This is a genomic window from Candidatus Methylomirabilota bacterium (assembly GCA_035315345.1).
Lineage (GTDB): Bacteria > Methylomirabilota > Methylomirabilia > Rokubacteriales > CSP1-6 > CAMLFJ01.
Map to the genome: position 1 here is coordinate 25,746 of DATFYA010000074.1, position 20,502 is coordinate 46,247.

General features: G+C 70.7%; 17 protein-coding genes. 7 read left to right on the plus strand and 10 right to left on the minus strand.

Annotated elements, in window-relative coordinates; all coding sequences use genetic code 11:
* Positions 1-26 precede the first annotated feature (26 nt).
* Together VKN16_09150 and VKN16_09155 are read right to left on the minus strand one after the other, a co-directional pair.
* Complete coding sequence (locus VKN16_09150; GenBank protein ID HME94366.1) at positions 27-809, minus strand: hypothetical protein; 783 nt, start codon at positions 807-809, stop codon at positions 27-29.
* Positions 781-3,054 carry a DciA family protein gene (locus tag VKN16_09155; protein ID HME94367.1) on the minus strand — a complete coding sequence of 758 codons (2,274 nt, stop codon included), beginning with the start codon at positions 3,052-3,054 and terminating at the stop codon, positions 781-783. The genes VKN16_09150 and VKN16_09155 overlap by 29 nt, the downstream gene beginning before the upstream one ends.
* Positions 3,055-3,183: 129 nt before the next feature.
* Between VKN16_09155 and rlmD the strand changes: the two genes are divergently transcribed.
* The 4 genes from rlmD to VKN16_09175 are packed head-to-tail and all read left to right on the plus strand — an operon-like array spanning position 3,184 to position 7,600.
* Positions 3,184-4,557 carry a 23S rRNA (uracil(1939)-C(5))-methyltransferase RlmD gene (gene rlmD / locus VKN16_09160; GenBank protein HME94368.1) on the plus strand — a complete coding sequence of 458 codons (1,374 nt, stop codon included), beginning with the start codon at positions 3,184-3,186 and terminating at the stop codon, positions 4,555-4,557.
* Positions 4,554-5,471 (plus strand): nickel ABC transporter permease, encoded by a 918-nt coding sequence (gene nikB / locus VKN16_09165; protein ID HME94369.1) that lies wholly within the window; start codon positions 4,554-4,556, stop codon positions 5,469-5,471. The genes rlmD and nikB overlap by 4 nt, the downstream gene beginning before the upstream one ends.
* Positions 5,471-6,397, plus strand: a complete 927-nt coding sequence (locus tag VKN16_09170; protein ID HME94370.1) for an ABC transporter permease — start codon at positions 5,471-5,473, stop codon at positions 6,395-6,397. Before nikB ends, VKN16_09170 begins: the two co-directional genes overlap by 1 nt.
* A gap of 3 nt (positions 6,398-6,400) precedes the next feature.
* Entirely contained in the window at positions 6,401-7,600 is a 1,200-nt protein-coding gene (locus VKN16_09175; GenBank protein ID HME94371.1) for an amidohydrolase family protein, read from the plus strand.
* A 36-nt stretch (positions 7,601-7,636) separates the two neighbouring features.
* Here the strand turns inward: VKN16_09175 and VKN16_09180 are convergent, their stop codons facing one another.
* From VKN16_09180 to VKN16_09215, 8 genes are all read right to left on the minus strand, one after another.
* Positions 7,637-9,091, minus strand: a complete 1,455-nt coding sequence (locus VKN16_09180; GenBank protein HME94372.1) for an Nramp family divalent metal transporter — start codon at positions 9,089-9,091, stop codon at positions 7,637-7,639.
* Positions 9,088-9,660 (minus strand): VanZ family protein, encoded by a 573-nt coding sequence (locus tag VKN16_09185; protein ID HME94373.1) that lies wholly within the window; start codon positions 9,658-9,660, stop codon positions 9,088-9,090. The genes VKN16_09180 and VKN16_09185 overlap by 4 nt, the downstream gene beginning before the upstream one ends.
* Positions 9,661-9,718: 58 nt before the next feature.
* On the minus strand, positions 9,719-10,783 hold the full coding sequence (locus tag VKN16_09190; GenBank protein HME94374.1) for a HupE/UreJ family protein: 1,065 nt from the start codon (positions 10,781-10,783) through the stop codon (positions 9,719-9,721).
* Positions 10,780-11,340: a hypothetical protein gene (locus VKN16_09195; GenBank protein ID HME94375.1), complete on the minus strand. Its 561-nt coding sequence runs from the start codon at positions 11,338-11,340 to the stop codon at positions 10,780-10,782. Before VKN16_09195 ends, VKN16_09190 begins: the two co-directional genes overlap by 4 nt.
* Positions 11,325-12,860, minus strand: a complete 1,536-nt coding sequence (locus VKN16_09200) for a Gldg family protein (GenBank protein ID HME94376.1) — start codon at positions 12,858-12,860, stop codon at positions 11,325-11,327. The genes VKN16_09195 and VKN16_09200 overlap by 16 nt, the downstream gene beginning before the upstream one ends.
* 7 nt (positions 12,861-12,867) lie before the next feature.
* Positions 12,868-13,569, minus strand: coding sequence for an ABC transporter permease subunit (locus tag VKN16_09205; GenBank protein HME94377.1), 702 nt, complete (start codon positions 13,567-13,569; stop codon positions 12,868-12,870).
* Positions 13,566-14,516, minus strand: a complete 951-nt coding sequence (locus VKN16_09210; protein ID HME94378.1) for an ABC transporter ATP-binding protein — start codon at positions 14,514-14,516, stop codon at positions 13,566-13,568. Before VKN16_09210 ends, VKN16_09205 begins: the two co-directional genes overlap by 4 nt.
* A gap of 77 nt (positions 14,517-14,593) precedes the next feature.
* Positions 14,594-15,403 carry an N-acyl homoserine lactonase family protein gene (locus tag VKN16_09215; protein HME94379.1) on the minus strand — a complete coding sequence of 270 codons (810 nt, stop codon included), beginning with the start codon at positions 15,401-15,403 and terminating at the stop codon, positions 14,594-14,596.
* A 331-nt stretch (positions 15,404-15,734) separates the two neighbouring features.
* Between VKN16_09215 and VKN16_09220 the strand changes: the two genes are divergently transcribed.
* The 3 genes from VKN16_09220 (at position 15,735) to VKN16_09230 (ending at position 20,499) form a co-directional block, all read left to right on the plus strand.
* Positions 15,735-18,086, plus strand: coding sequence for a DEAD/DEAH box helicase (locus VKN16_09220; protein ID HME94380.1), 2,352 nt, complete (start codon positions 15,735-15,737; stop codon positions 18,084-18,086).
* 12 nt (positions 18,087-18,098) lie between these two features.
* A complete protein-coding gene (locus VKN16_09225) occupies positions 18,099-19,358 on the plus strand; it encodes a ribonuclease H-like domain-containing protein (protein HME94381.1) in 1,260 nt (419 codons plus the stop codon).
* A gap of 154 nt (positions 19,359-19,512) precedes the next feature.
* A complete protein-coding gene (locus VKN16_09230) occupies positions 19,513-20,499 on the plus strand; it encodes an extracellular solute-binding protein (protein ID HME94382.1) in 987 nt (328 codons plus the stop codon).
* Positions 20,500-20,502 lie beyond the last annotated feature (3 nt).

Consider the following 20,502-nt stretch of genomic DNA (forward strand, 5'->3'; position numbering starts at 1 on the left):
ACGCTAGCACGCAGCGCGACAGAGTGTCAACGGAAGTCTTGAATTCTAACGTGTTCCGGCACAGTCAGGGTCAGCAGGGAGGGATCCAGCGAGATGTTCATCCGAGGGTCGCGATACCGCGTGGTGACCTCGAGCTTGCCGTCCGGGGTGTCGAGCTTCAATCCGGCGGGCGGGCCGTCCGGGGGCGAGGGCGTGAACACCACGCGTGCTGGATTCTTGCCCGTCCACTCGACCTGACGGGCCTGCCCGGTATCGGGGTCGAACCAGATGCGCTGCTCGCCGGAAGCTCCCACCAGCCGGATCGACGGGCCGACGTCGTCGGCGGCGAGCAGCTCGACCGAGGTCGGCTCGGCCATCGGACGGACGCGCCCTCCCAGGAGGGCGACCAGGTCCTCCACGCTCATGGCGAGGCCCAGCCACCGCCGATTGGCGTCGGGCGAGGCGGGCGCGATGTAGGCGCGGTTGTCGAGGACTTCCCACAGCGTGACGCTCTTGGCATCCCCGGCCACGATCAGCACCGGGGTGCCGAAGGGGGAGAGGGCCTCGAAGCGAAGGGCGGCGGGCTCGCCGATCAGCAGCAGCACGCCGGTCAGGCGCTGCGCCCGTCCACTGCGGCGGATCGTCAGATCGGTCAGCGCGCGCAGGTCGCGCAGCGAGCGGCGATGCTCCTCGATGCGGGCGAGGGCGGCGCGGGCTTCCCCGGCGATGGGCTGCACCGGCGGCGGCGCGGTCGTGGCGCAGCCGCCGAGGATGGCGGCAACCAGGACGAAGGCGGGAAGACTACTTCTGCTCGGCCTTGGGCGGGGCACCCTTGACCCGGCTCATGCCTTCCCGCGTCTGCCTGATCTTGTCCCGCACCTGGCTGGCGGTGGGACCGTCCGGGTCCACCTTGAGCGACTTCTCCCACGCCTCGAGCGCCTCGTTGGTGAGGTTGTTCTTGAGATAGGCGTCGCCCAGGTGCTCGTAGAGCACGGGATCTTCCTTGGCCAGGCTCACCGCGCGCTTGAGCTCGCGCAGGGCCTCCGGATACCGGCCCTGCTGGTAGTAGGCCCAGCCGAGGCTGTCGATGAAGTAGCCGTTCTGGGGCTCCAGCGCCAGCGCCTGCTGGATCATCTGGATGGCTTCGGGGAGGTTCGTGCCCTTCTCGGCGTACATGTAGCCGATGTAGTTGTACGACTCGGCGTGCTTGGGATCGATCGCGATGACCTGCCGGAACGAGCGGATCGCGTCGTCGAAGTGCTGCTGCTTCTCCTGCACCACGCCCAGCTGGAAGTGCAGATCCTTGTTCTTGTTGTCGACCGACAGCCCTTCCTTCAGCGTGGCGGCGGCGCGGTCGTACTGGCTGGCCCGCTGCAGCGCGGTGCCGAGATACAGGAACAGGTCGGCGCGCTTGGGCTCGAGGTTCACCGCCTCCTGCAGGGTGGCCACCGCCTCGTCGTAGCGCTTGGCGCGCCCGTAGAGGAAGCCCAGCTGTACGCGCGCGTCCACCGAGCGCGGGTCGGCCTTGAGGATCTTCTCCAGCTCGCTCCGCGCCTCGTCCTCCTTGCCCGCGTCCATCAGCGCGGTGGCCAGATAGTAGCGCGTGCGCATGTTGCCGGGCTCGAGCGCGACGGCCTGCCGGAAGGCGGAGACTGCCCGGTCGTACTGCTTCTGCTCGTAGTGGATCGCGCCCAGCTTGAGCCACACCCGCGGGTCTCGCGGCAGCGACTCGGTCAGGCTCTCGATCTCGCTCTGGGCCTCGCCGTAGCGGCCGAGCTTGACGAGCAGGTCGCCGAGGCGCTCCACGAAGGCCGCGTTGTCCGGGTTGGCCTTCAGCGCCTCCTTGTAGACCGAGACCGCGTCCTCGAGCTTGTTCTGCGACTCGTAGACGAAGCCGAGTGCCGACCACGCCCCGTCGTGATCCGGATCGAGCTCGATGGCCCGCTTGAGGTTGACGATCGCCTCGTCCCACTGCTCGTTCTCGATGCCGATCCGGCCGAGCAGGTAGTAGCCCTGAGAGAGATTCGGACGCGCGGCCACCAGGCGCTTGAGCACCGCGCGGGCCTTGTCGTAGCTCTTCTGCTCGAAGTGGAGCTGGGCGAGGGCGAGATAGCCGTCCGGCGTCTGCGGATCGAGCGCGACCGCCTGCTCCAGCTCGGCTTCCGCCTCGGGCATCTTCTTCGCGCGCTTGTAGAGGTCGGCCAGGGTCATGTGCGCGGCCGCGTTGTTCGGCTCGAGCGCGATGGCCTTCTGGGCCGCCGCGAACGCCGCGGGGCTGTCGTTGGTGCGGGTGAGCCACTGCGAGAGCTGGATCCAGAGCAGGGCGGTATTGGGATCGGACTTGATCGCCTCCCGCAGCTGGGCGATCGCCTGAGGCAGGCGGCCGGCCCGAGCCTCCATCTGGGCGATCGCGAAGTGATCATAGGCCTCGCCCTGGACCGATATCGGCCGACGCGGCGTCGAGGTGGCGACGACCGGGGTCGACCCGGGATCCGACTGCGTGGTGCCGGCGGTGGCGCAGCCGGCGAGCGAGGCGGCCAGGGTCGCGCCGCCCATCGCGAGTACGGCGAGCCCCCGGCCACGCCGCGCGAGCAGGTCCTTGGCCACGATGCGGCGAACCGTGGTGGCGAGATCGCGGTCGTGCACCGGCTCGACCGCGCGCTCGACGACCGCGGCCTCGTCGGCGTCGAGGCTCGGCGCGGCCGCCGACGGGCCGGGTCGGGGCGCGGTCGGGCGCTCGGCGGCCGGTGCGGGTCCGCCGAGGGTCAGCCGCAGCGCGGTGACGGTCGGGCCGAAGCGGGCGCGGACCGTGTCGAGGACTTCCGCCGATCGCATGGAGAGCTCCTGGAGCCAGGGTGAATTGTCGACCGTGATCGTCAGCGTGCCCGCTTTCAGCTCCGCGGGTCGGGTGCGGCGAGCGATCTCGGCGCCCACCGCCGCGCGCCAGCCCCGCCTCATCCGCTCGGCGAGGAGACGCTCTTCGAGCGCGGGGACGGCGGCGGTCAGGACGTCGCCGATGCGAACGGGACGGGAAAAGCGGGCCGAGCCGGAAGCGCTCCGCATCGTGTTCACCATGGTAACTGATCAAGTATCCGCTCGCTACCATCCTGCCCGCGGCCATCGATCCATTGCGGCCATGCGGATCCGACGATCGACCGAGGGCAAATTGACTCCATTGGGACGGACATTTATAGTGTCGCTACCATGGCCCGGCCCAAGCGAGGGGAGATTCTGTCCCTCACGATCGACGACCTCGCCTTCGGGGGGGAAGGGGTCGGGCGGGCCGACGGGTACGTGGTCTTCGTGCCGGGCGGTCTTCCCGGCGATCGCCTGCGGGTTCGTCTGGTGCAGGTCCGCTCGCGATTCGGCCGCGGTGTCATCGAATCGATCGAGGAGGCGTCCCGGCAGCGCGTGGCCGCGCCCTGCCCGTACTTCGGGCGCTGCGGCGGCTGTCGTCTCCAGCACGTGGCCTACGACGCGCAGCTCACCTTCAAGGCCAAGCAGGTCGCCGACGCGCTCCAGCGGCTGGGCGGGCTCCGCGACGTGCCGCTGCGGCCCATCATCGGCGCGGATGAGACGCTCGGCTATCGCAACAAGATGGAGTTCACGGTCGCGCGTGGGCGCACCGAGCCGCTGGTGGTGGGTCTCCACGAGGCGGACCGCTACGATTCGGTGCTCGACATCGACCGGTGCCTGCTGCAGTCGGACCGGATGAACGCGCTGCTCACCGAGGCCCGCGCCTTCTTCGCCGAGCGGGGGCTCACCGTGTACGAGCAGGAGACCGGCGAGGGGCTGCTCCGCTTCCTGATGCTGCGCGAGGGCAAGCAGACCGGCGAGCTGATGACCAACGTGGTCACCTCGGCGCCCGCAGTGTCGGAGCTGGCGCCGCTGGCCGAGCGCCTCGCCGCGCGGGCGCCCGGCACCACCAGCGTGGTGATGAACGTCAATCCCAAGAAGGCGAGCGTGGCGGTCGGGGTGGAGGAGCACCTGCTCGGCGGTCGCGATCACATCCGCGAGGGCATGGGCGGGCTGACCTTCCAGGTCTCGGCCAACTCGTTCTTCCAGACCAACACCCGGCAGGCCGAGCGCCTCTTCGACCTCGTGATCGAGTCGACCGGCCTCACCGGGAGCGAGACCGTCTTCGATCTCTACTCGGGCACCGGCGCGATCAGCCTGCTGCTGGCCCGCCGCGCGCGCTGGGTCTACGGGATCGAGCTGGTGCAGGCCGCGGTGGACGACGCGGGCCTCAACGCGGCGGCCAACGGCATCACCAACTGCACGTTCCTGTGCGGCGAGGTCCGCTTCGTGCTGCCGTCGCTGATCGGCAAGGGCGTGACCGCCGAAGTGGTGGTGGCCGATCCCCCCCGCGCCGGCTTCCATCCCAAGGCGCTGCACGCCCTGATCACCCTCGGGGCTCGCCGCGTCGTCTACGTCTCGTGCAACCCGACCACGCTGGCCCGCGACCTCGGCGAGCTGGTCCGGGGCGGCTACCGCCTCGAGTGGGTCCAGCCGGTGGACATGTTCCCGCACACCCCGCACATCGAGGCGGTGGCCCGGCTGGAGCGCGTCACTCCGTGAAGTCGTACCTGCTGCGCCGCCTCTGGCAATCGCTGCTCGTGCTGTTCGGCGTCTCGGTGGTGGTGTTCCTCATCCTGCACCTCACCGGCGACCCCGCCGCCCTGCTGCTTCCCCCCGATGCCACCGCGGACGACATCGCGAAGTTCCGGACCGCGATGGGCTTCGATGATCCGGTGGCCGTCCAGTACGTGCGCTTCCTCAAGGGGGCGGTGCGCGGCGACTTCGGTGAATCGCTGCGGCACGGCGAGCCCGCCATGGGGCTGGTGGTCGAGCGTCTGCCCGCCACCTTCCAGCTGGCCGGGGCCGGCCTGCTGATCGCGCTCTGCCTGGCGATTCCCGCCGGCATCGTGTCGGCGGTACGCCGCAACACCGCGGTCGACTACGTCTCGACGGTGGTGGCCCTGCTCGGGCAGGCCATGCCGACCTTCTGGCTCGGCATCATGCTCATCCTGGTCTTCTCGGTGCAGCTGAACTGGCTGCCCTCCTCGGGTCGCGGGGGCCTCGAGCACCTGATCCTGCCCGCCATCACCCTCGGTCTCTTCACCACCGCGCGGATCACGCGGCTGACCCGCTCCGGCATGCTCGAGGTGCTCGGGCAGGACTACATCCGCACCGCGCGGGCCAAGGGCGTCGGCGAGCCGCCGGTGGTCTGGAAGCACGCGCTCAAGAACGCCTCGATTCCGATCGTCACCATCGTGGGCATCGAGCTGGGCACGCTGCTGGGTGGCTCGGTGATCACCGAGACCATCTTCGCGTGGCCGGGCGTGGGCCGTCTCTCGGTGCAGGCCATCTTCAACCGCGACTACCCGGTCGTGCAGTCCGCGGTGTTCCTCCTCGCCAGCACCTTCGTGATCGTGAACTTCCTGGTCGACGTGGTCTACACGTACCTCGACCCGCGGATCCGCATCCGCTGATGGCCGCCCCGCCGCCCTCCGTCGCCGCCACCGAGGTCGCCCCCCTGCCGTCGGCGCGCTCGCGCTCGCAGCGTGAGTGGGTGACCTTGCTGCGGCGGCTGGTGCGGCGCCGCACCGCGCTGTTCGGGATGGTGGTATGCCTCGGCGTGTTGCTGGCCGCGGTGCTCGCGCCGCTGGTGTCGCCGTTCGATCCGCTCGAGCAGGACATCGGCCAGCGGCTGCGGTCCCCCGGGTGGCAGGACGCGCAGGGGCGCGTGCACCCGCTCGGCACCGATCACCTGGGCCGCGACATCCTCGCCCGCATCGTGTACGGCTCGCGGATCGCCCTGGTGGTGGGCCTCGCCGCGGTGCTGATCTCGGGCGTGCTCGGCATGGTCATCGGGCTGGTGGCCGGGTATTTCGGCGGGCGCGTGGACGACTTCCTGATGCGGCTGGCCGACATCCAGCTCGCGTTCCCGTTCATCCTGCTCGCGATCGCGGTGATCGGGGTGCTCGGTCCGAGCCTGCGCAACATCATCATCGTCATCGGGGTGTCGTCGTGGGTGGTGTACGCGCGGGTGGTGCGCGGGGAGGTGCTCTCCATCCGCGAGCGGGAATACGTGCACGCCGCGATCGCGCTGGGCAGCCGGAACGGACGGGTGCTGTGGAGCCACGTCCTGCCCAACACCTTCACGCCGTGGCTGGTGGTGGCCACCCTCGACATGGCGCGGGTGATCGTGATCGAGTCCGCGCTGTCGTTCCTCGGCCTGGGCGTGCAGCCGCCCACCCCCACCTGGGGCGGCATGCTCGCGGACGGCCGCGTGTACCTCTCCACCGCGTGGTGGCTGGCCACGTTCCCGGGGCTGGCGATCCTGGTCACCGTGCTGGGCATCAATCTGCTCGGGGACGGCCTCCGCGACACCCTCGATCCCCGACTGAAGGTGTAGACCATGGCGAACGGCGAGGCCCTGGTCCTCAGCGGGGCGCGCATCATCGACGGCACCGGGACCGACCCGGTGCGCGGGCGGTCGGTGGTGGTCGAGGGCGGCCTGATCACCGCGGTGGTGGACGACGCGCGGGCCCCCCGCGGCGCCGGGATCGATCTCGCCGGGCACACCCTGCTGCCCGGCCTCATCAACTGCCACGTGCATCTCTGCTTCGGCGCGGAGGCCGACCCGGTCCGTCCGCTGCGCGAGGAGCCGGTGGGGCTGACCGCGATCAAGGCCCTGCTGCGGGCGCGCCAGACCGTGGAGGCCGGCGTGACCACGGTGCGGGACCTGGGCGGACGCGACTACGTGGAGATCGCGGCGCGGCGGGCCATCCAGGAGGGCCTGAGCGCGGGACCGCGCATCGTGGCCGCGGGCCGACCGGTGTGCATGACGGGCGGGCACGGGCACTGGCTGGCCCGCGAGGCCGACGGGGCCGACGACGCGCGCAAGGCGGTCCGCGAGCAGCTGAAGGCGGGCGCCGACGTCATCAAGATCATCGCGACCGGAGGGGTGATGACGCCCGGGGTGGAGCCCGGCTCGCCCCAGCTCACGCTCGAGGAGATGCGCGCGGCCATAGAGGAGGCGCGAAAGGCGGGGCGGCGCACCGCCGCGCACGCCATGGCCGCCTCGGGTATCAGCGACGCCATCACCGCCGGGATCACCTCGATCGAGCACGGCATCTACCTGACCGACGAGATCGTGGCGCACATGCGGCGGGACGGGACGTTCCTGGTGCCGACCCTCAACGCCCCCGCGGCCATCGCGTCGGGCGGCCTCGCGGCCGGGATCCCCGAGTACATGGTCCGCAAGTCGGAGGTGGTGGTGCCGCCGCACGTGGCGAGCTTCCAGCTCGCCCATCGCGCGGGCGTGCGCATCGCGGCGGGCGCGGACTCGGGCACGCCGCTCAATTTCCACGGCTCCCTCCTCCCCGAGCTGGAGCTGATGGTGAAGTACGGGATGACTCCGCTCGAGGCGATCCGCGCCGCCACCACCACCGCGGCGGACTGTCTGGGCCTGGGCGGAGTGACCGGCCGCGTCGCGGCGGGCTACGCGGCCGACCTCGTCGTGGTGGCGGGCGATCCGGCCGAGCGCATCCAGGCGCTCGGCGAGCTTCGGCTCGTGCTGGCCGGGGGCCGGACCATCCGGCGCGAGATCGATTGACGGCGCGCCCGATCGACCTGACGTCGTGAGACGCGGCTAGAGCGAGAGCAGCAGCCCCACGGTCACCCGCGCCACGAGCGCCGCGAACCCCAGACCGCCGAGCAGCACGACCGCTTCCCGCCATCGGGGCGGCCGCAGCGCGTCGGGCAGGAGCGCGCGGTTGAGGCTCACGGTGTGCACGGACAGCACCGCGAAGTTGAGCGCGGCCACGTTGGCGCCGATCAGGATCACGGTCAGCGGGGGCGCCACCGTCATCGCCGCGCCGCCCATCGCCACGAGCAGGCCGAGCACCGGATAGTAGACCCAGCCGATCCCGGCGCCGGCCGGTCGCACCCCGCCCGTCCACAACATCTCGGTCACGTGACGAGCGAAGCTCTCCACGATGCCGATCTGGGTCGAGACGAAGATCCACAGCGCGGTGAGCAGTGCGGGCACCCACAGCATCGCGCCGTAGCGCCGGGACAGCTCGCGCGCGAAGACCGCGGCGCCGCCGACGCCGCTCATATCGGTGCCGCGCGGCACGGCGTCGAGGGCGAGCAGCACCGGCAGGCCCATCCCGATGAGGCAGGCGGCCGTCCACAGGTAGGAGAGATCGGCCCGCAGGTAGCGCCACCACTCGCGCCACTTGGCCAGATTGGCCTCGTTCGGGGGGAAGATGACGCCTTCGCGCTGGAGGAGGACGGTCTGGCCGCCCGCCCGGGTCGGCTGGGCTCCGACCGTGCCCGCCATGCCGAAGCCCTTGTCGCGGAGCCAGTAGGTGAGCATGGCGTTCACGGTGCCGCCGGCGCCGGAGTACGCCGCGAAGCCGGTGACCAGCGCCCAGTCGAGCGCGCGGTCCGCGGCCGGGACGGGCAGCCACGCGGGCTCCCATACCGGCCGGCCCAGGAAGCTCCACGCGAGCATCGACCAGAGCGCGCCCGGCACGTAGACGGCCCCCAGCACGACGAGCAGCACGAGCATCCACGCCAGCATGATCCACTCGGCGATCTCCAGCGCGCGCTGGACCCGGCGGCCGAGCACGGCCATCGCCACCGCGCCGAGGAAGAGCACGGCCCCGAGCGTGACCACGATGGACCCGTCCTCGGCGCGCGGGACGCGGCCCAGGAGGAGCGCGGCCAGCGCGGCGCCGCCCGCGAGCGCCCAGCCGGGCCAGCCGACCTGGGCCAGGTGCAGCAGCGTGTAGAAGCCGGCCCACCATCCGGGACCCGGGCGCTGGCGCATGAAGCCGGTGAAGATGGGCTCGCCGGTGGCGAGCGTGTAGCGCGCCATCTCGGTGTTGAGAATCGCCTGGAAGAGAATCGAGAGGGTGCAGATCCAGAGTAGCGTCGGCCCGTAGGTGGCGGCCACCGCGGGACCCAGGAGCCAGTCGCCCGCACCCAGTGAGAGGCCGAGCAGGATCGCGCCCGGTCCGATGACGCGGACCAGATTGCTGGGGTTGTAGGCGGGTGCGTGGGGCAGATCGCCCTGCCGCCACCCCGGCAGGTCGCTCACGCGCGGCCCCGACGCCAGTACCAGAGCGACAGCCAGGCCGCGGGCACGCTGAGCCAGAGCCAGCCCGACGGCGCCGCCGCGGCCACGTCGATCGCGAGGAGGATCGAGCCGCCGGCGGCGGCGATCCAGAGCAGCGCCTGCGCGAGGGTCAGGGCGGTGCGGCGGGCGCCGGCCACCGCGACGCCGAGGGCCGTGGTGGCCGCCGCAGTGTCGAGCAGCACGTCGGCCACGCTACCCTCGCGGACGTGGGTGGTGGCCTGGTGCGCCTCGTCCAGGACGGCGGTGAGCGCGGCGAGCAGCAGGGGCCGCCGCCAGGGCGCGGTGCGCGGTTCGGCGGCGAGGGCGCGCGACCAGAGGAGTGCGAGCACCGCGTACTCGATGACGTGGCCGGCCTTGCGCAGCAGCCAGTGCAGCGCGGCGATCTGCTCCGGGCTGGCCCACGGCAGCATCGCGCGCAGCCACGGCTCGAGGAAGGGAGCGGTGGCCGCCGCGCTGAAGCCCGCGCCGGAACACCATCCGATCAGCGCCGACCACACCAGCGGCGGCAGGAAGCGGAGCGCGATACTCACCGCGGTAAGCGTGGCACAGGGGGCCCGGAATTGACAAACGCCGGGCCGACCGCGCCGGTCAGAGGAAGGCGCGCTCGACGAAGAGCACGAGGCCCACCGCCAGGACCGCGAGCGAGCAGGCCGCGACCGCCGGGCTGGCCCAGCGGGTCCGGCGGAGCACGAGCAGCAGCGGCAGGCAGATCACGATCACCAGGGCCTGTCCCGCCTCGACGCCCGCGTTGAAGCCGAAGAGCGAGAGGAGCAGGCCCTGGCGAGGCAGGCCGAGCTCGCGCAGGGCCGAGGAGAAGCCGAAGCCGTGCACGAGGCCGAATCCGAAGCTGACGAGCCAGCGGCGCGAGATCCTCGGCTTGAAGAAGATGTTCTCGGCGGCCACGAACGCGATGGACAGGGCGATCACCGCCTCGATCAGGCGATCGGGCAGGGTGACCACCTGCAGCACCGCCAGGGTGAGGGTGATGCTGTGAGCGATGGTGAACGCGGTGATGATCTTGACGAGGGAGAGGAGCCCGCCGCCCGGCAAGAGCAGGGCGAGCAGGAACAGCAGGTGATCATAGCCGGTGAGGATGTGCTCGATGCCGAGCATGAAGAAGCTGCCGGTGGCGTGCGCACCGCTGCCGGGGTCGTCCACCGCGAACGTCGCCTGTCGGCTATCCGGGGCGAACGCGAACTGCTGGGTGCCGCTCGGGGTCTCGATCTTGGCCAGCGTGTGGTGATCGGGGCCGAGCGCGTCGAAGATGTCGTCCCGGACGTCGAGCTCCTTCATCGCGGTGCCGCACGCGAAGTCCACCGACATCGTCACGGTCGGCGCGTCGACGGGGGCCGGCTGCAAGAGGCCGGGGCCCGGCTCGCATCGGGTGCCGCCCGCCTGGAGCACGATGCGGGCGCGGATGAGGTCGAGCAGCTGCTCGCGGCTCCGGGGGCTCCCGCCCTGGGCGAGGCGGAGGGCGTCGGCCAGGTCCGAGGTCAGCGCCGCGCTCGGCAGGGTGAGGCGGTAGCGTACGGTGCCGCGGTCCACCGTGATCGAGGCATAGCCGGTGGTGCCGCCGGTGTGGGCCGCCGCGGCGAGGGCCCCCGCGAGGGCGAAGCCGAGGGCGAGGGCGACCTGGATCGGCGCGCGGCTCATCCCCGGCTCGCCTCGCGCAGCGCGTGCTCCCACTCCTCGCCGACGAAGCGGGACATGAGATAGACCCGCTCGCCGCCCTGCAGCTTCATGTACTGGAGGACCTTCTGCGGATTCGGGCCGCCGAACTCGGCGCCGAGCACCGCCACGCTCCCGCGATACAGGACCGCGGTGAGGCCGGGGGGATCGAGGCCGAACTCGCGCAGCCCGAGCGCTCCCCATTCGTCGCGCGCCATCACCCGCACCGGGGCGGAGACGTGCATGAATTTGATGCACTCCTCGAGCGAGGCGACGAGGGCGCCGGGCAGGGCGCGGCCCTCCGGCGCGGTCCGCCAACCGTTCGCGGCGCGCACGAACGTGAAGCGCCGGTCACCCGACCGCAGGTCGACCCGATCGATATCGGCGGGGATCTCGCGCATCACGCCGTCCGGCTTGAACCGGACGAGCTGCTGGTTCTCACGCAGGTGGCCGGAGAGCGCCATCGCGGCGAGCAGCCCCACCGCGAGGAGCGCGAGCGCCAGGGGGGCCCAGTGGCGCGGGCGGCCTATCGCCGTCTCCACCACACCGCCGTGCCCATCACGATCACCGACAGGGGCAGGAGCACTTCGATGAACAGGAAGATGCGCTGCATCTGCGACTTGGTGAGGAGCACCAGCGGCGGCACCGGCATGCGGATGGCGACCACGGGGGCCTGGTCCTCGTGAACCGCCCAGCGCACCATGGCGAGTGCGAGATCGCTGTTGGCCATGTAGGGCAAGAAGGAGTTGCTGGCGAAGTCGCCGTCTCCCACCACCACGAGGCGGAACGGCCGCGGCGCCGCCGGCGTGCCCGGCCACGCGCCCTCGACCGCGACCGCGAGCGGACGACGGCCCGGCGCGGAGGGATTGCCCGCGGCCGGCGCGGGGCCTGCGCGTCCGGGCCGACGCTCCTCGACCTCGCGGACCTCGCGCGCGTAGCTCTGCGGACTGCTCAGGAAGAGCGGCGCGCTGGTGACTCCGGCCGGGGGCGGCAGCACGGTGATGGAGCGCACGCCCGGAAAGAAGGTCAGCGCGATGCTCCGGGTGATCGGATGGCGCTCGTACACCGGGACCGCGACCACCTCGGGGTCGGTGGAGTAGTGGTCGAGCGGGTCGATCACCACGTTCTGGCTCATCACGATTCCGATCTGCTCCAGGGCTCCCGCGAGCCGGGGCTCCAGCACGAAGCCCAGGTCGTACATGAGCACCGCCGAGCCGCCCTGCGCGAGATAGGCGGTCAACTGGTCGCTCTCGCCGGGCAGGTAGGTGGTGCGCGGATTGACGTCCAGCACCGCCGCGCAGTCGGAGGGAATCGCGCTCAGCGTCGCCGGGATGATCTTGCGCGTCTCGTAGCCGAAGGACTCCAGGGCGCGCCGCAGCCGGCCCGCGCCGTGGAAGCGCATCTGCACCACCGCGGAGGCGCCCTCTCCGTGTCCGTGTCCCGCCGCGCCCTCGAAGTGGGTGTGGAACTCGAAGTTCTCCATCGGGTACTCGTTGTGGCCCTCGATGAAGCACACGGTGGTGACCCGGTCGCGGGTGACCCGGAGGATGCCGAGGGCGATCTGATTCTCGTCCGTGCTCATCACCTGGATCCGGCGGCCCGCGGTCTCGAGGACGGCCGCGTTGTAGATCCGGATCCCGTAGGTGTCGGCGACCGTCGGCTGCTTGTCGGGATCGACGGTGCGGACGTGCAGCCGGGGGTTGCGGCGCCCGAGGACCTCGACCATCTCCTTGGCGCGGAGCCCCTCCTGGTGCTGCGACTGGTAGAAGTAGGTGAGCGACACGTCCTGGCCGAGCCGATCCACCACGTCCTCCGCCTGCTTCGACGGCGTGAAGACGCCCTCGCGGGTGAGATCGAAGTGCTCGTCGTGCCGGACCAGCGCGACGTTGGCGAGCACGCCGGTGCCGAGCGTCGCGACCACGACGCCGATCGCGTAGGCGAGGGCCGCGGGGCGCCGGAGCCGTGGCTGCAGCGGCAGCCGCAGCCCGAGCGCGAAGAGGGCGAAGAGGGCGACGAGCCAGCCCGCGAACCACAGGAGAGTGAGGGGATCGACGCGGTCCATCGTGGTGCTATCGCCGGGCCAGCGCCCGCACGCTGAGGAAGAGCCCGGCGAGCACCACGGTCAGGAAGAATCCGACGTCGGAGAGGAACATCGCGCCGGTCGCGAACGGGGTGAAGTGGGCGACCAGCGAGAGGTGGGAGACCAGCTGGTCGTAGGGATCGGGCAGGAGATAGCCGAGGGTGTCGATCATCCACAGCAGGATGCCGGCGCCGAGCGAGATCACCGCGGCCACGATCTGGTTCGAGGTGAGCCCCGAGGCGAGCAGGCCGATGGCGGTCAGCGCGGCGGCCAGGAGCAGGAGGCCCAGGAAGCCGCTGTAGATCGGGCCCCAGTCGGGATTGCCGTAGATGCCCAGCACGACCGCGTAGCTCGCGGTGAGCGCCAGCATGAGGGCGGGCAGGGTCAATCCCGCGACGAACTTGGCCAGCACGATCTCGGCCTCGCGGACCGGCGACGTCAGCAGCAGCTCGAGCGTGCCGGCTCGCCGCTCCTCCGCGAAGAGCCGCATCGTGACCACCGGCACGATGAGGAGGAAGAGCACCGCGGCCTGGAAGAACACGCGCACCAGCTCGCCGGTGCGGTTGAGGAACAGGATCGCGGTGAAGGTGTACCCCATCAGCAGCAGGTAGACCGCGAGGGTCGCGTAGGCGATGGGAGAGGCGAAGATCGCCTGCTCCTCCTTGAGCAGCAGCGTGCCGAAGTGCCTCACGGGCCGTCTCCCGCTCGGTCGCCGGTGAGGCCCAGGAAGAGCGCCTCCAGATCCACCGGGGCCGGGCCCATCTCGACGAGCCCGAAGCCGCCCGCGACGAGCGAGGCGGCCAGCGCCTCCGAAACGGTGGCGCCGGCCTCCGCGTCCACGAGATACGCGGCCGGATCCGATGCGGCGTCGGTCGTCTCGACGCGCACGCCACGGACTCCGGGGACGGCGGCGAGGGCGGCCCGCACCGCGTCCGGCCGGCCGCGCACGCGCAGCCGAATGCGCTGGCCGAGCCCGCCGGTCCGGAGCGAGTGCACGCCGAGGAGGCGGCCGTTGAGGAGGATCGCCACGCGGTCCGCCACGCGCTCGATCTCGCCGAGGATGTGGGAGGTGACCAGCACCGTCCGCTCGCCGGCGAGCGCGCGGATGTGCCCGCGCATCTCGATGATCTGGCGGGGATCGAGACCGTTCGTCGGCTCGTCGAGGACCAGCAGCTCCGGGTTGCCGAGCAGGGCCTGGGCGATCGCGACCCGCTGCCGGTAGCCGCGGGAGAGCTTGCCGATGAGCAGGCGGCCGACGTCGCCGAGGGCCAGCCGCTCGATGGCGCCCTCCACCGCCGACCCGACGCGGTCGCCGGCCAGCCCCTTGAGCCGCGCCATGAAGCCGAGGAATTCCCGGACCCGCATCCAGCCGTAGAGCGGGCTGTCCTCGGGCACGTAGCCGACCCGGGCCCGAGCCTGAAACGACTCGTCCACCACGTCGAGGCCGGCGATGCGGGCGGTGCCCGCGGACGGACGGAGGTAGCCGGTGAGGATGCGCAGAATCGTGGTCTTGCCGGAGCCGTTCGGGCCGAGCAGTCCCATGACCTCGCCGGTCTCGACCTCGAGCGAGATCCGGTCGACGGCGAGGCGGGGCCCGTACCACTTGGTGAGATGGTCGGCGACGATGATCGGGGGCATCGGGAAGAACGACGCCGCCGGACGGCTCGACCGTCCGGCGGCGCGGGCTAGTTCAGGATCTCCGACCCGGAGTCCGCCTACTCGAACATCTGGGGCGCCTTGGTCGAACGGGCCTTGCCGGCCGGGCCGTCCGGATCGTGCGCGGTCATGAAGCTGGCGTTCTCGCGCCCCTGCAGCATCCGGATGTACTCGTACGCGTTCAGGATTCCGGCGGGATAGTACGCGAGCGAGATGTCGGGCAGCAGGTTCTTGGTGACGTTCTCGGAGAAGTACACGTTGTCGCTGGTGAGGACGACCGTGCCGGTCTTGGGCAGGCGGACGATCGCCATCTGGCTGCCCGGAGTATGGCCGGGCCAGTTCTTGACGACGACGCTGCCGTCGCCGAACACGTCCAGATCGCCGGTCAGCTGCTCCATCTTGAACTTGTTGGGCAGCGCCTCGCCCAGGTCGTTGCGGAGGCACGCCACGTCACCGGGGATGTAGGGACCGGCGGTGCCGGGCTCGGGCCAGGCCGCGTTCTTCATCTCGTCCTTCTGGACGAGGAGGGTCGCCTTGGGGAACTTGCAGACGTTCCCGCCGTGGTCGAGATGCATGTGGCCGACCGCCACGTACTTGATGTCGTCGGGGCTGAGCCCGATCTTCTTCAGCTGGGTATCGATCGCCACGTCCGGACCGCGCTCGGGAGTGAGGCCCTTGATGAACGGCCCCCAGTAGCTGGGGTCGCTGATGATCTTGTCGTTGTTCCCGGTGTCGAACAGGAAGTTGCCCTTCGGGTGCCGGACGACGAAGAAGCCGACCGGGACGGTGATCGGGTTGGTGGAGGCTCCCGACTGCAGAGCGCTCTTCGCGATCGTCAGCCCTCCGGAGCTGAACGCGTACATCTTCATTCCGGCGGGAGCAGGGGTCTGCGCGAAGGCGGGAGAGGCGACGAGTAGGATTGCGACTGCCAAGCACGACACCGTAGAGACGATCCTTCGGATCATTCGGTTCTCCTCAGCGGCCCGATGCTTCCGCTCTGAAGACGTGAACGCGCCAGGAACTTTCCGCGACGGCTGCATCCTCCCTTCCGGGCTGGCAGGCCCGTCGATGGGGCGGAGTATAGAAATGCCTCGTGAAGCTGTCAAGGTAAGCTGTTGATGTCGCTTCACAAGTTGTGAAGTTCGTCGGCATCTGCAAAATTTGACAAATCTCGCTCACTAAACATAGGATGAGCGCGCCATGCAAATCCGAGAGCTCCTCGACGAGCTCTTGACGTCGCTCGAGACCGGTCCGCTGATCACCGCGGTGCGCCACTTCGAGTCCCGGCCCGCGGTCTTCGCCCCGTTTCCCTCCTCGCTCGACCCGCGCATCGTGGAGGCGCTGAAGGCGCGCGGGATCGAGCAGCTCTACTCGCATCAGGCGCGCGCCTTCGAGACGGCGGCCAAGGGCGAGCACCTGGTGGTGGTGACCCCGACCGCCTCCGGCAAGACGCTCTGCTACAACCTGCCGGTGTTGCAGGCGCTGGTGCAGCAGCCCGAAGCCCGCGTGCTCTACCTCTTCCCCACGAAGGCGCTCGCGCAGGATCAGCTCGCCGAGCTGACCGAGCTGGCCAAGTCGCTGCCCGACATGCGGATGTTCACCTACGACGGCGACACCCCGCAGGACGCGCGGCGCTCGGTACGCGCGCGGGCCAACCTGGTGCTCACCAACCCGGACATGCTGCACTCCGGGATCCTGCCGCACCACACGAAGTGGGTGAACCTGTTCCAGAACCTGAAGTACGTGGTGATCGACGAGCTGCACGCCTACCGGGGCGTCTTCGGCAGCCACCTCGCCAACGTGCTGCGCCGGCTCAAGCGCATCTGCCGTCACTACGGCGCGACTCCGCAGTTCATCATGGCCTCGGCCACCATCGCCAATCCCGGCGATCTGGCCCAGCGCTTGACCGGCGAGCCGGTGGCGGAGCTGAACGAGAGCGGCGCGCCCACCGGCGAGAAGACCTTCATGGTCTACAACCCGCCGGTGATCAACCCCGACCTGGGCATCCGCGCGCCGTATCTCGGCGAGGCGTCGAGGCTGGCCGCGCGCTTCCTCAAGCAGAAGGTCGCCACCATCGTGTTCTGTCAGAGCCGGCTCTCCACCGAGGTGGTGCTGGCCTCGATCAAGAAGGAGGTCGAGGACAAGACCGGCGACTCCGGGATCGTGCGCGGCTATCGCGGCGGCTACCTGCCGCTCCGGCGCCGCGAGGTGGAGCGCGGGCTCCGCTCGGGCGACGTGCTGGGCGTGGTGGCGACGAGCGCGCTCGAGCTGGGCATCGACATCGGGCATCTCGACCTGGCGGTGCTCGCGGGCTACCCCGGGACCATCGCCTCGATGTGGCAGCAGGCGGGCCGCGCGGGCCGGCGCAGCGGCGAGTCCGCCGCGGTCATGGTGGCGACGAGCTCCCCGATGGATCAGTACCTGGCCGCGCATCCCGACTACCTGTTCGGCGCGCCGCCCGAGCACGCGCGGGTGAATCCCGAGAACCCCTTCATCCTGATCAACCACGTCAAGTGCGCGGCGTTCGAGCTGCCCCTGGGCGCCGACGAGCCCTTCGGGGGCGACGTGTCGGCGCATCTGGCCGCGCTCGAGGAGGAGGGCGTGCTGCACCGGGCGGGCGAGCACTTCCACTGGAGCTCGGAGACCTACCCGGCCGACCACATCTCCCTGCGCACGGTGACCTCCGACAACTTCCTGGTCATCGACACCACCGCGCGCGATGCTCAGCAGGTGAAGCGGCGCCAGATCATCGCGGAGGTGGACTGGAAGAGCGCCTTCGCCATGATCTATCCCAAGGCGATCTACATGGTGGAGGGCGAGCCCTTCGAGGTACAGGAGCTCCACTATCGCGAGGACGAGGAGAAGGTCGCCTACGTGAAAAAGGTGGTCGTCGACTACTTCACCGACGCGATCACCGCCAAGGGGGTATGGATCCTCCAGCGCTTCGGCCGCCAGGAGACGCCGGGCCTGCTCGCCGAGCAGGGCGAAGTGCTGGTCGCCGAGAAGGTGGTGGGCTTCAAGAAGATCAAGATGGGTACGCTCGAGAACGTGGGCTCGGGCGAGGTCGAGCTGCCGCAGCAGGAGATGCAGACCACCAGCGCGTGGCTGACCCTCGACCCGGGACTTCTCGACCAGATCTCCTCGCGCCGCGACGACCTGGTCGACGGGCTGCGCGCGCTCACCCACCTGCTACACCACCTGGCTCCGATCTTCCTGCTCTGCGACATCCGCGACGTCGGCTCCTGGCTCGGCGACGGCTCGCCCGCCCAGGCCGGCCAGGTGGTGACGCGGGAGACCATGCGCGCGCAGCTGCTCCAGGGCGAGACCTTCACGCCGACGATCTACCTCTACGACAACCAGCCCGGCGGCATCGGCCTGGCCGAGCGCATCTTCGAGGTGCTCCCGGACCTGCTCGCCCGCGGGCTCGAGACGCTCGAGGCCTGCGGCTGCCGTAGCGGCTGCCCGTCCTGCGCCGGCCCGGTGAACGAGGTGGGCCGTCAAGCCAAGCCGGTGGCCCTGGCGATCCTGCAGCGCCTCGTGCGCCGGCGCTGACCGCCCGCTCCGTTGGGCCGCGATCTCACCGAGCTGACCCGGATCATCCGCCGCATCGAGGCCAAGACCCGCGCCTCGAGCCCGGCCGCGTCTCCGCCGCGGGCACGCGCCACCATCGAGGACCTGTTGGAGGGCGCCATCGAGGAGACGGAGCGGGGCCGGCTCCTGGTGGTGCGCCGGCGGTTCCCGGTGGACCATCGCCACGGGGCCCAGTCGCTGCTCGCCGCCCGCGACGCGGCCTCGCCGGCGCTCGCCCTACTGGCCCGCGCGGGCGCCGCGCCGGCGGAGGGCCGCCGTCTCCTCTATCTCGACACCGAGACCACCGGCCTGGCCGGCGGCACCGGCACCTACGCCTTTCTGGTCGGGGTCGGCTTCTTCGACGGCGACGACTTCGAGGTGCGGCAGTTCTTCATGCGCGACCTCGACGAGGAGCCCGCGCTGCTCTGCGCGCTGGAGACGATGTTCCGGCGGTTCGACGGCTTCGTGACGTACAACGGCGGCGGCTTCGATCTCCCGCTGCTGGAAACGCGCTTCGTGCTCGGCCGTCGGCGCTTTCCCGGCGAGGAGGTCTTCCACGTCGACCTGCTGGGCGCCGCGCGGCGCCTGTGGAGCGCGCGGCTGGCCGACTGCCGGCTGGGCACGGTGGAGCAGCACGCGCTGCGGTTCGCGCGCGAGCACGATCTGCCCGGCGCGCTGATCCCGACCGTGTACTTCGAGTACCTGCGACGCAAGCAGCCGCACGCGCTCCCGCGCGTCTTCGAGCACAACCGGCACGACATCCTCTCGCTGGCCGCGCTCACCGGCTGGGTCGCGGACGCGATCACCCGGGCGCCGGTGCCCGATCTGGAGCCGGAGGCCCTGGCCGGCCTCGGCCGGCTGCTGGAGGCGAGCGAGCCTGCGCGGAGCCTCGCCTGCTACCGCATGGCCCTCGACGCCGGGCTGCCGACCCCGTCGCGCGAGCGGCTCCTGCTGCGCCTGGCCCAGGGCGAGAAGCGACGCGAGCGCTGGGACGAGGCTCGCGCCCTCTGGGAGGCCGCGGCCCGGGGACCTCGTGACTTCGACCCGCGCCCGTGGGAGGAGATCGCCAAGGTCCACGAGCATCGCCGGCGCGACCTCGCCGCCGCCCGCCTGGTCGTGGAGGAGGCGCTCGACCTGGCCCGGCGCCATCGCGCGTCCGAGCGCGTGCTCGCCGCGTTCGAGCATCGGCGGGAGCGCCTGGCCCGCCGGCTCGAGCGGGCGGTCGGTCTCGATAGCGCTCGACAGTCCGCCTGATCGCCGCTCGCGGCGGACGCCGCCAACGTCTCGTGAATTAGGTTTGACACATCTTGTTCATTAGGGTAGCCTCACACCTCGTTTCAGTCTTCCACGAAGCACCCCAGGAGGCGGGGCCATGGCGACACCTCGGACGAGGCGAGCGTGGACGATCATGCTTGCGGCAGGGCTCGCACTGGCCGTCGGGATGCCGGCGGCGAGCGGACAGAGTGCGGCGGTGACGGTGTACTCGGCGCGCTCCCACTACGGGCAGGAGCCGGCCATGGAGGCCTTCACCAGGAAGACGGGCATCCAGGTGAAGAGCTTCGGCGGCGAGTCCGGGCCGCTGTTCGAGCGGCTGAAGGCGGAGGGTGACAAGACGCCGGCCGACGTGCTCATCAGCGTCGACGCCGGCAATCTCTGGAACGCGGCGCGCGCCGGGCTGTTGTCCAAAGTGGACTCGCCCGAGATCGCGGCCAACGTGCCCGCGCACCTGCGGGATCCCGAGAACCGGTGGGTCGGCCTGACCGTGCGGGCCCGCACGATCATGTACAACACCGCGAAGGTGAAGCCGGAGGAGCTGTCCACCTACGAGGCGCTCGGCGATCCCAAGTGGAAGGGCCGTCTGTGCCTGCGCTCCTCGACCCACATCTACAATCAGTCGCTGATCGCCACCATGATCAAGCGCCGCGGCGAGGCGAAGGCGGAGGCGATCGTGCGCGGCTGGGTGGCCAACAACCCGACCCTGATCAACGGCGACACGAAGATCCTGGAGGCGGTCGCGGCCGGCCAGTGCGACCTGGCCCTGACCAACACGTACTATCTCGGACGAATCGTGGCCAAGGACGCGGCCTTCCCGGTGGCCGCCTTCTGGGCCGACCAGCCGACGCCGGGCACCCACGTGAACATCTCGGGCGCCGGGGTGACCGCGCATTCCAGGAACCGCGCGGCCGCCATCAAGCTGATCGAGTTCCTCACGAGTCCCGAGGCGCAGCAGATGTTCGCGGACTCCAATTTCGAGTACCCGGCCAATCCGCAGGCCGGCGTGAATCCGGTGATCGCCAAGTGGGGCACGTTCAAGCAGGACGATACCAACGTGGCCGCGGCGGGCGAGTACCAGGCGGCCGCGACCCGGCTGGCGGATCGGGCGGGCTACAAGTAGACG

What these genes read in the sequence shown, in the direction of transcription:
- VKN16_09155 (HME94367.1), bottom strand. Translation starts at nt 3,054, where the DNA reads ATGGTGAACACGATGCGGAGCGCTTCCGGCTCGGCCCGCTTTTCCCGT.
- rlmD (HME94368.1), top strand. Translation starts at nt 3,184, where the DNA reads ATGGCCCGGCCCAAGCGAGGGGAGATTCTGTCCCTCACGATCGACGAC.
- VKN16_09170 (HME94370.1), top strand. Translation starts at nt 5,471, where the DNA reads ATGGCCGCCCCGCCGCCCTCCGTCGCCGCCACCGAGGTCGCCCCCCTG.
- VKN16_09175 (HME94371.1), top strand. Translation starts at nt 6,401, where the DNA reads ATGGCGAACGGCGAGGCCCTGGTCCTCAGCGGGGCGCGCATCATCGAC.
- VKN16_09190 (HME94374.1), bottom strand. Translation starts at nt 10,783, where the DNA reads ATGAGCCGCGCGCCGATCCAGGTCGCCCTCGCCCTCGGCTTCGCCCTC.
- VKN16_09200 (HME94376.1), bottom strand. Translation starts at nt 12,860, where the DNA reads ATGGACCGCGTCGATCCCCTCACTCTCCTGTGGTTCGCGGGCTGGCTC.
- VKN16_09210 (HME94378.1), bottom strand. Translation starts at nt 14,516, where the DNA reads ATGCCCCCGATCATCGTCGCCGACCATCTCACCAAGTGGTACGGGCCC.
- VKN16_09215 (HME94379.1), bottom strand. Translation starts at nt 15,403, where the DNA reads ATGAAGATGTACGCGTTCAGCTCCGGAGGGCTGACGATCGCGAAGAGC.
- VKN16_09220 (HME94380.1), top strand. Translation starts at nt 15,735, where the DNA reads ATGCAAATCCGAGAGCTCCTCGACGAGCTCTTGACGTCGCTCGAGACC.
- VKN16_09230 (HME94382.1), top strand. Translation starts at nt 19,513, where the DNA reads ATGCTTGCGGCAGGGCTCGCACTGGCCGTCGGGATGCCGGCGGCGAGC.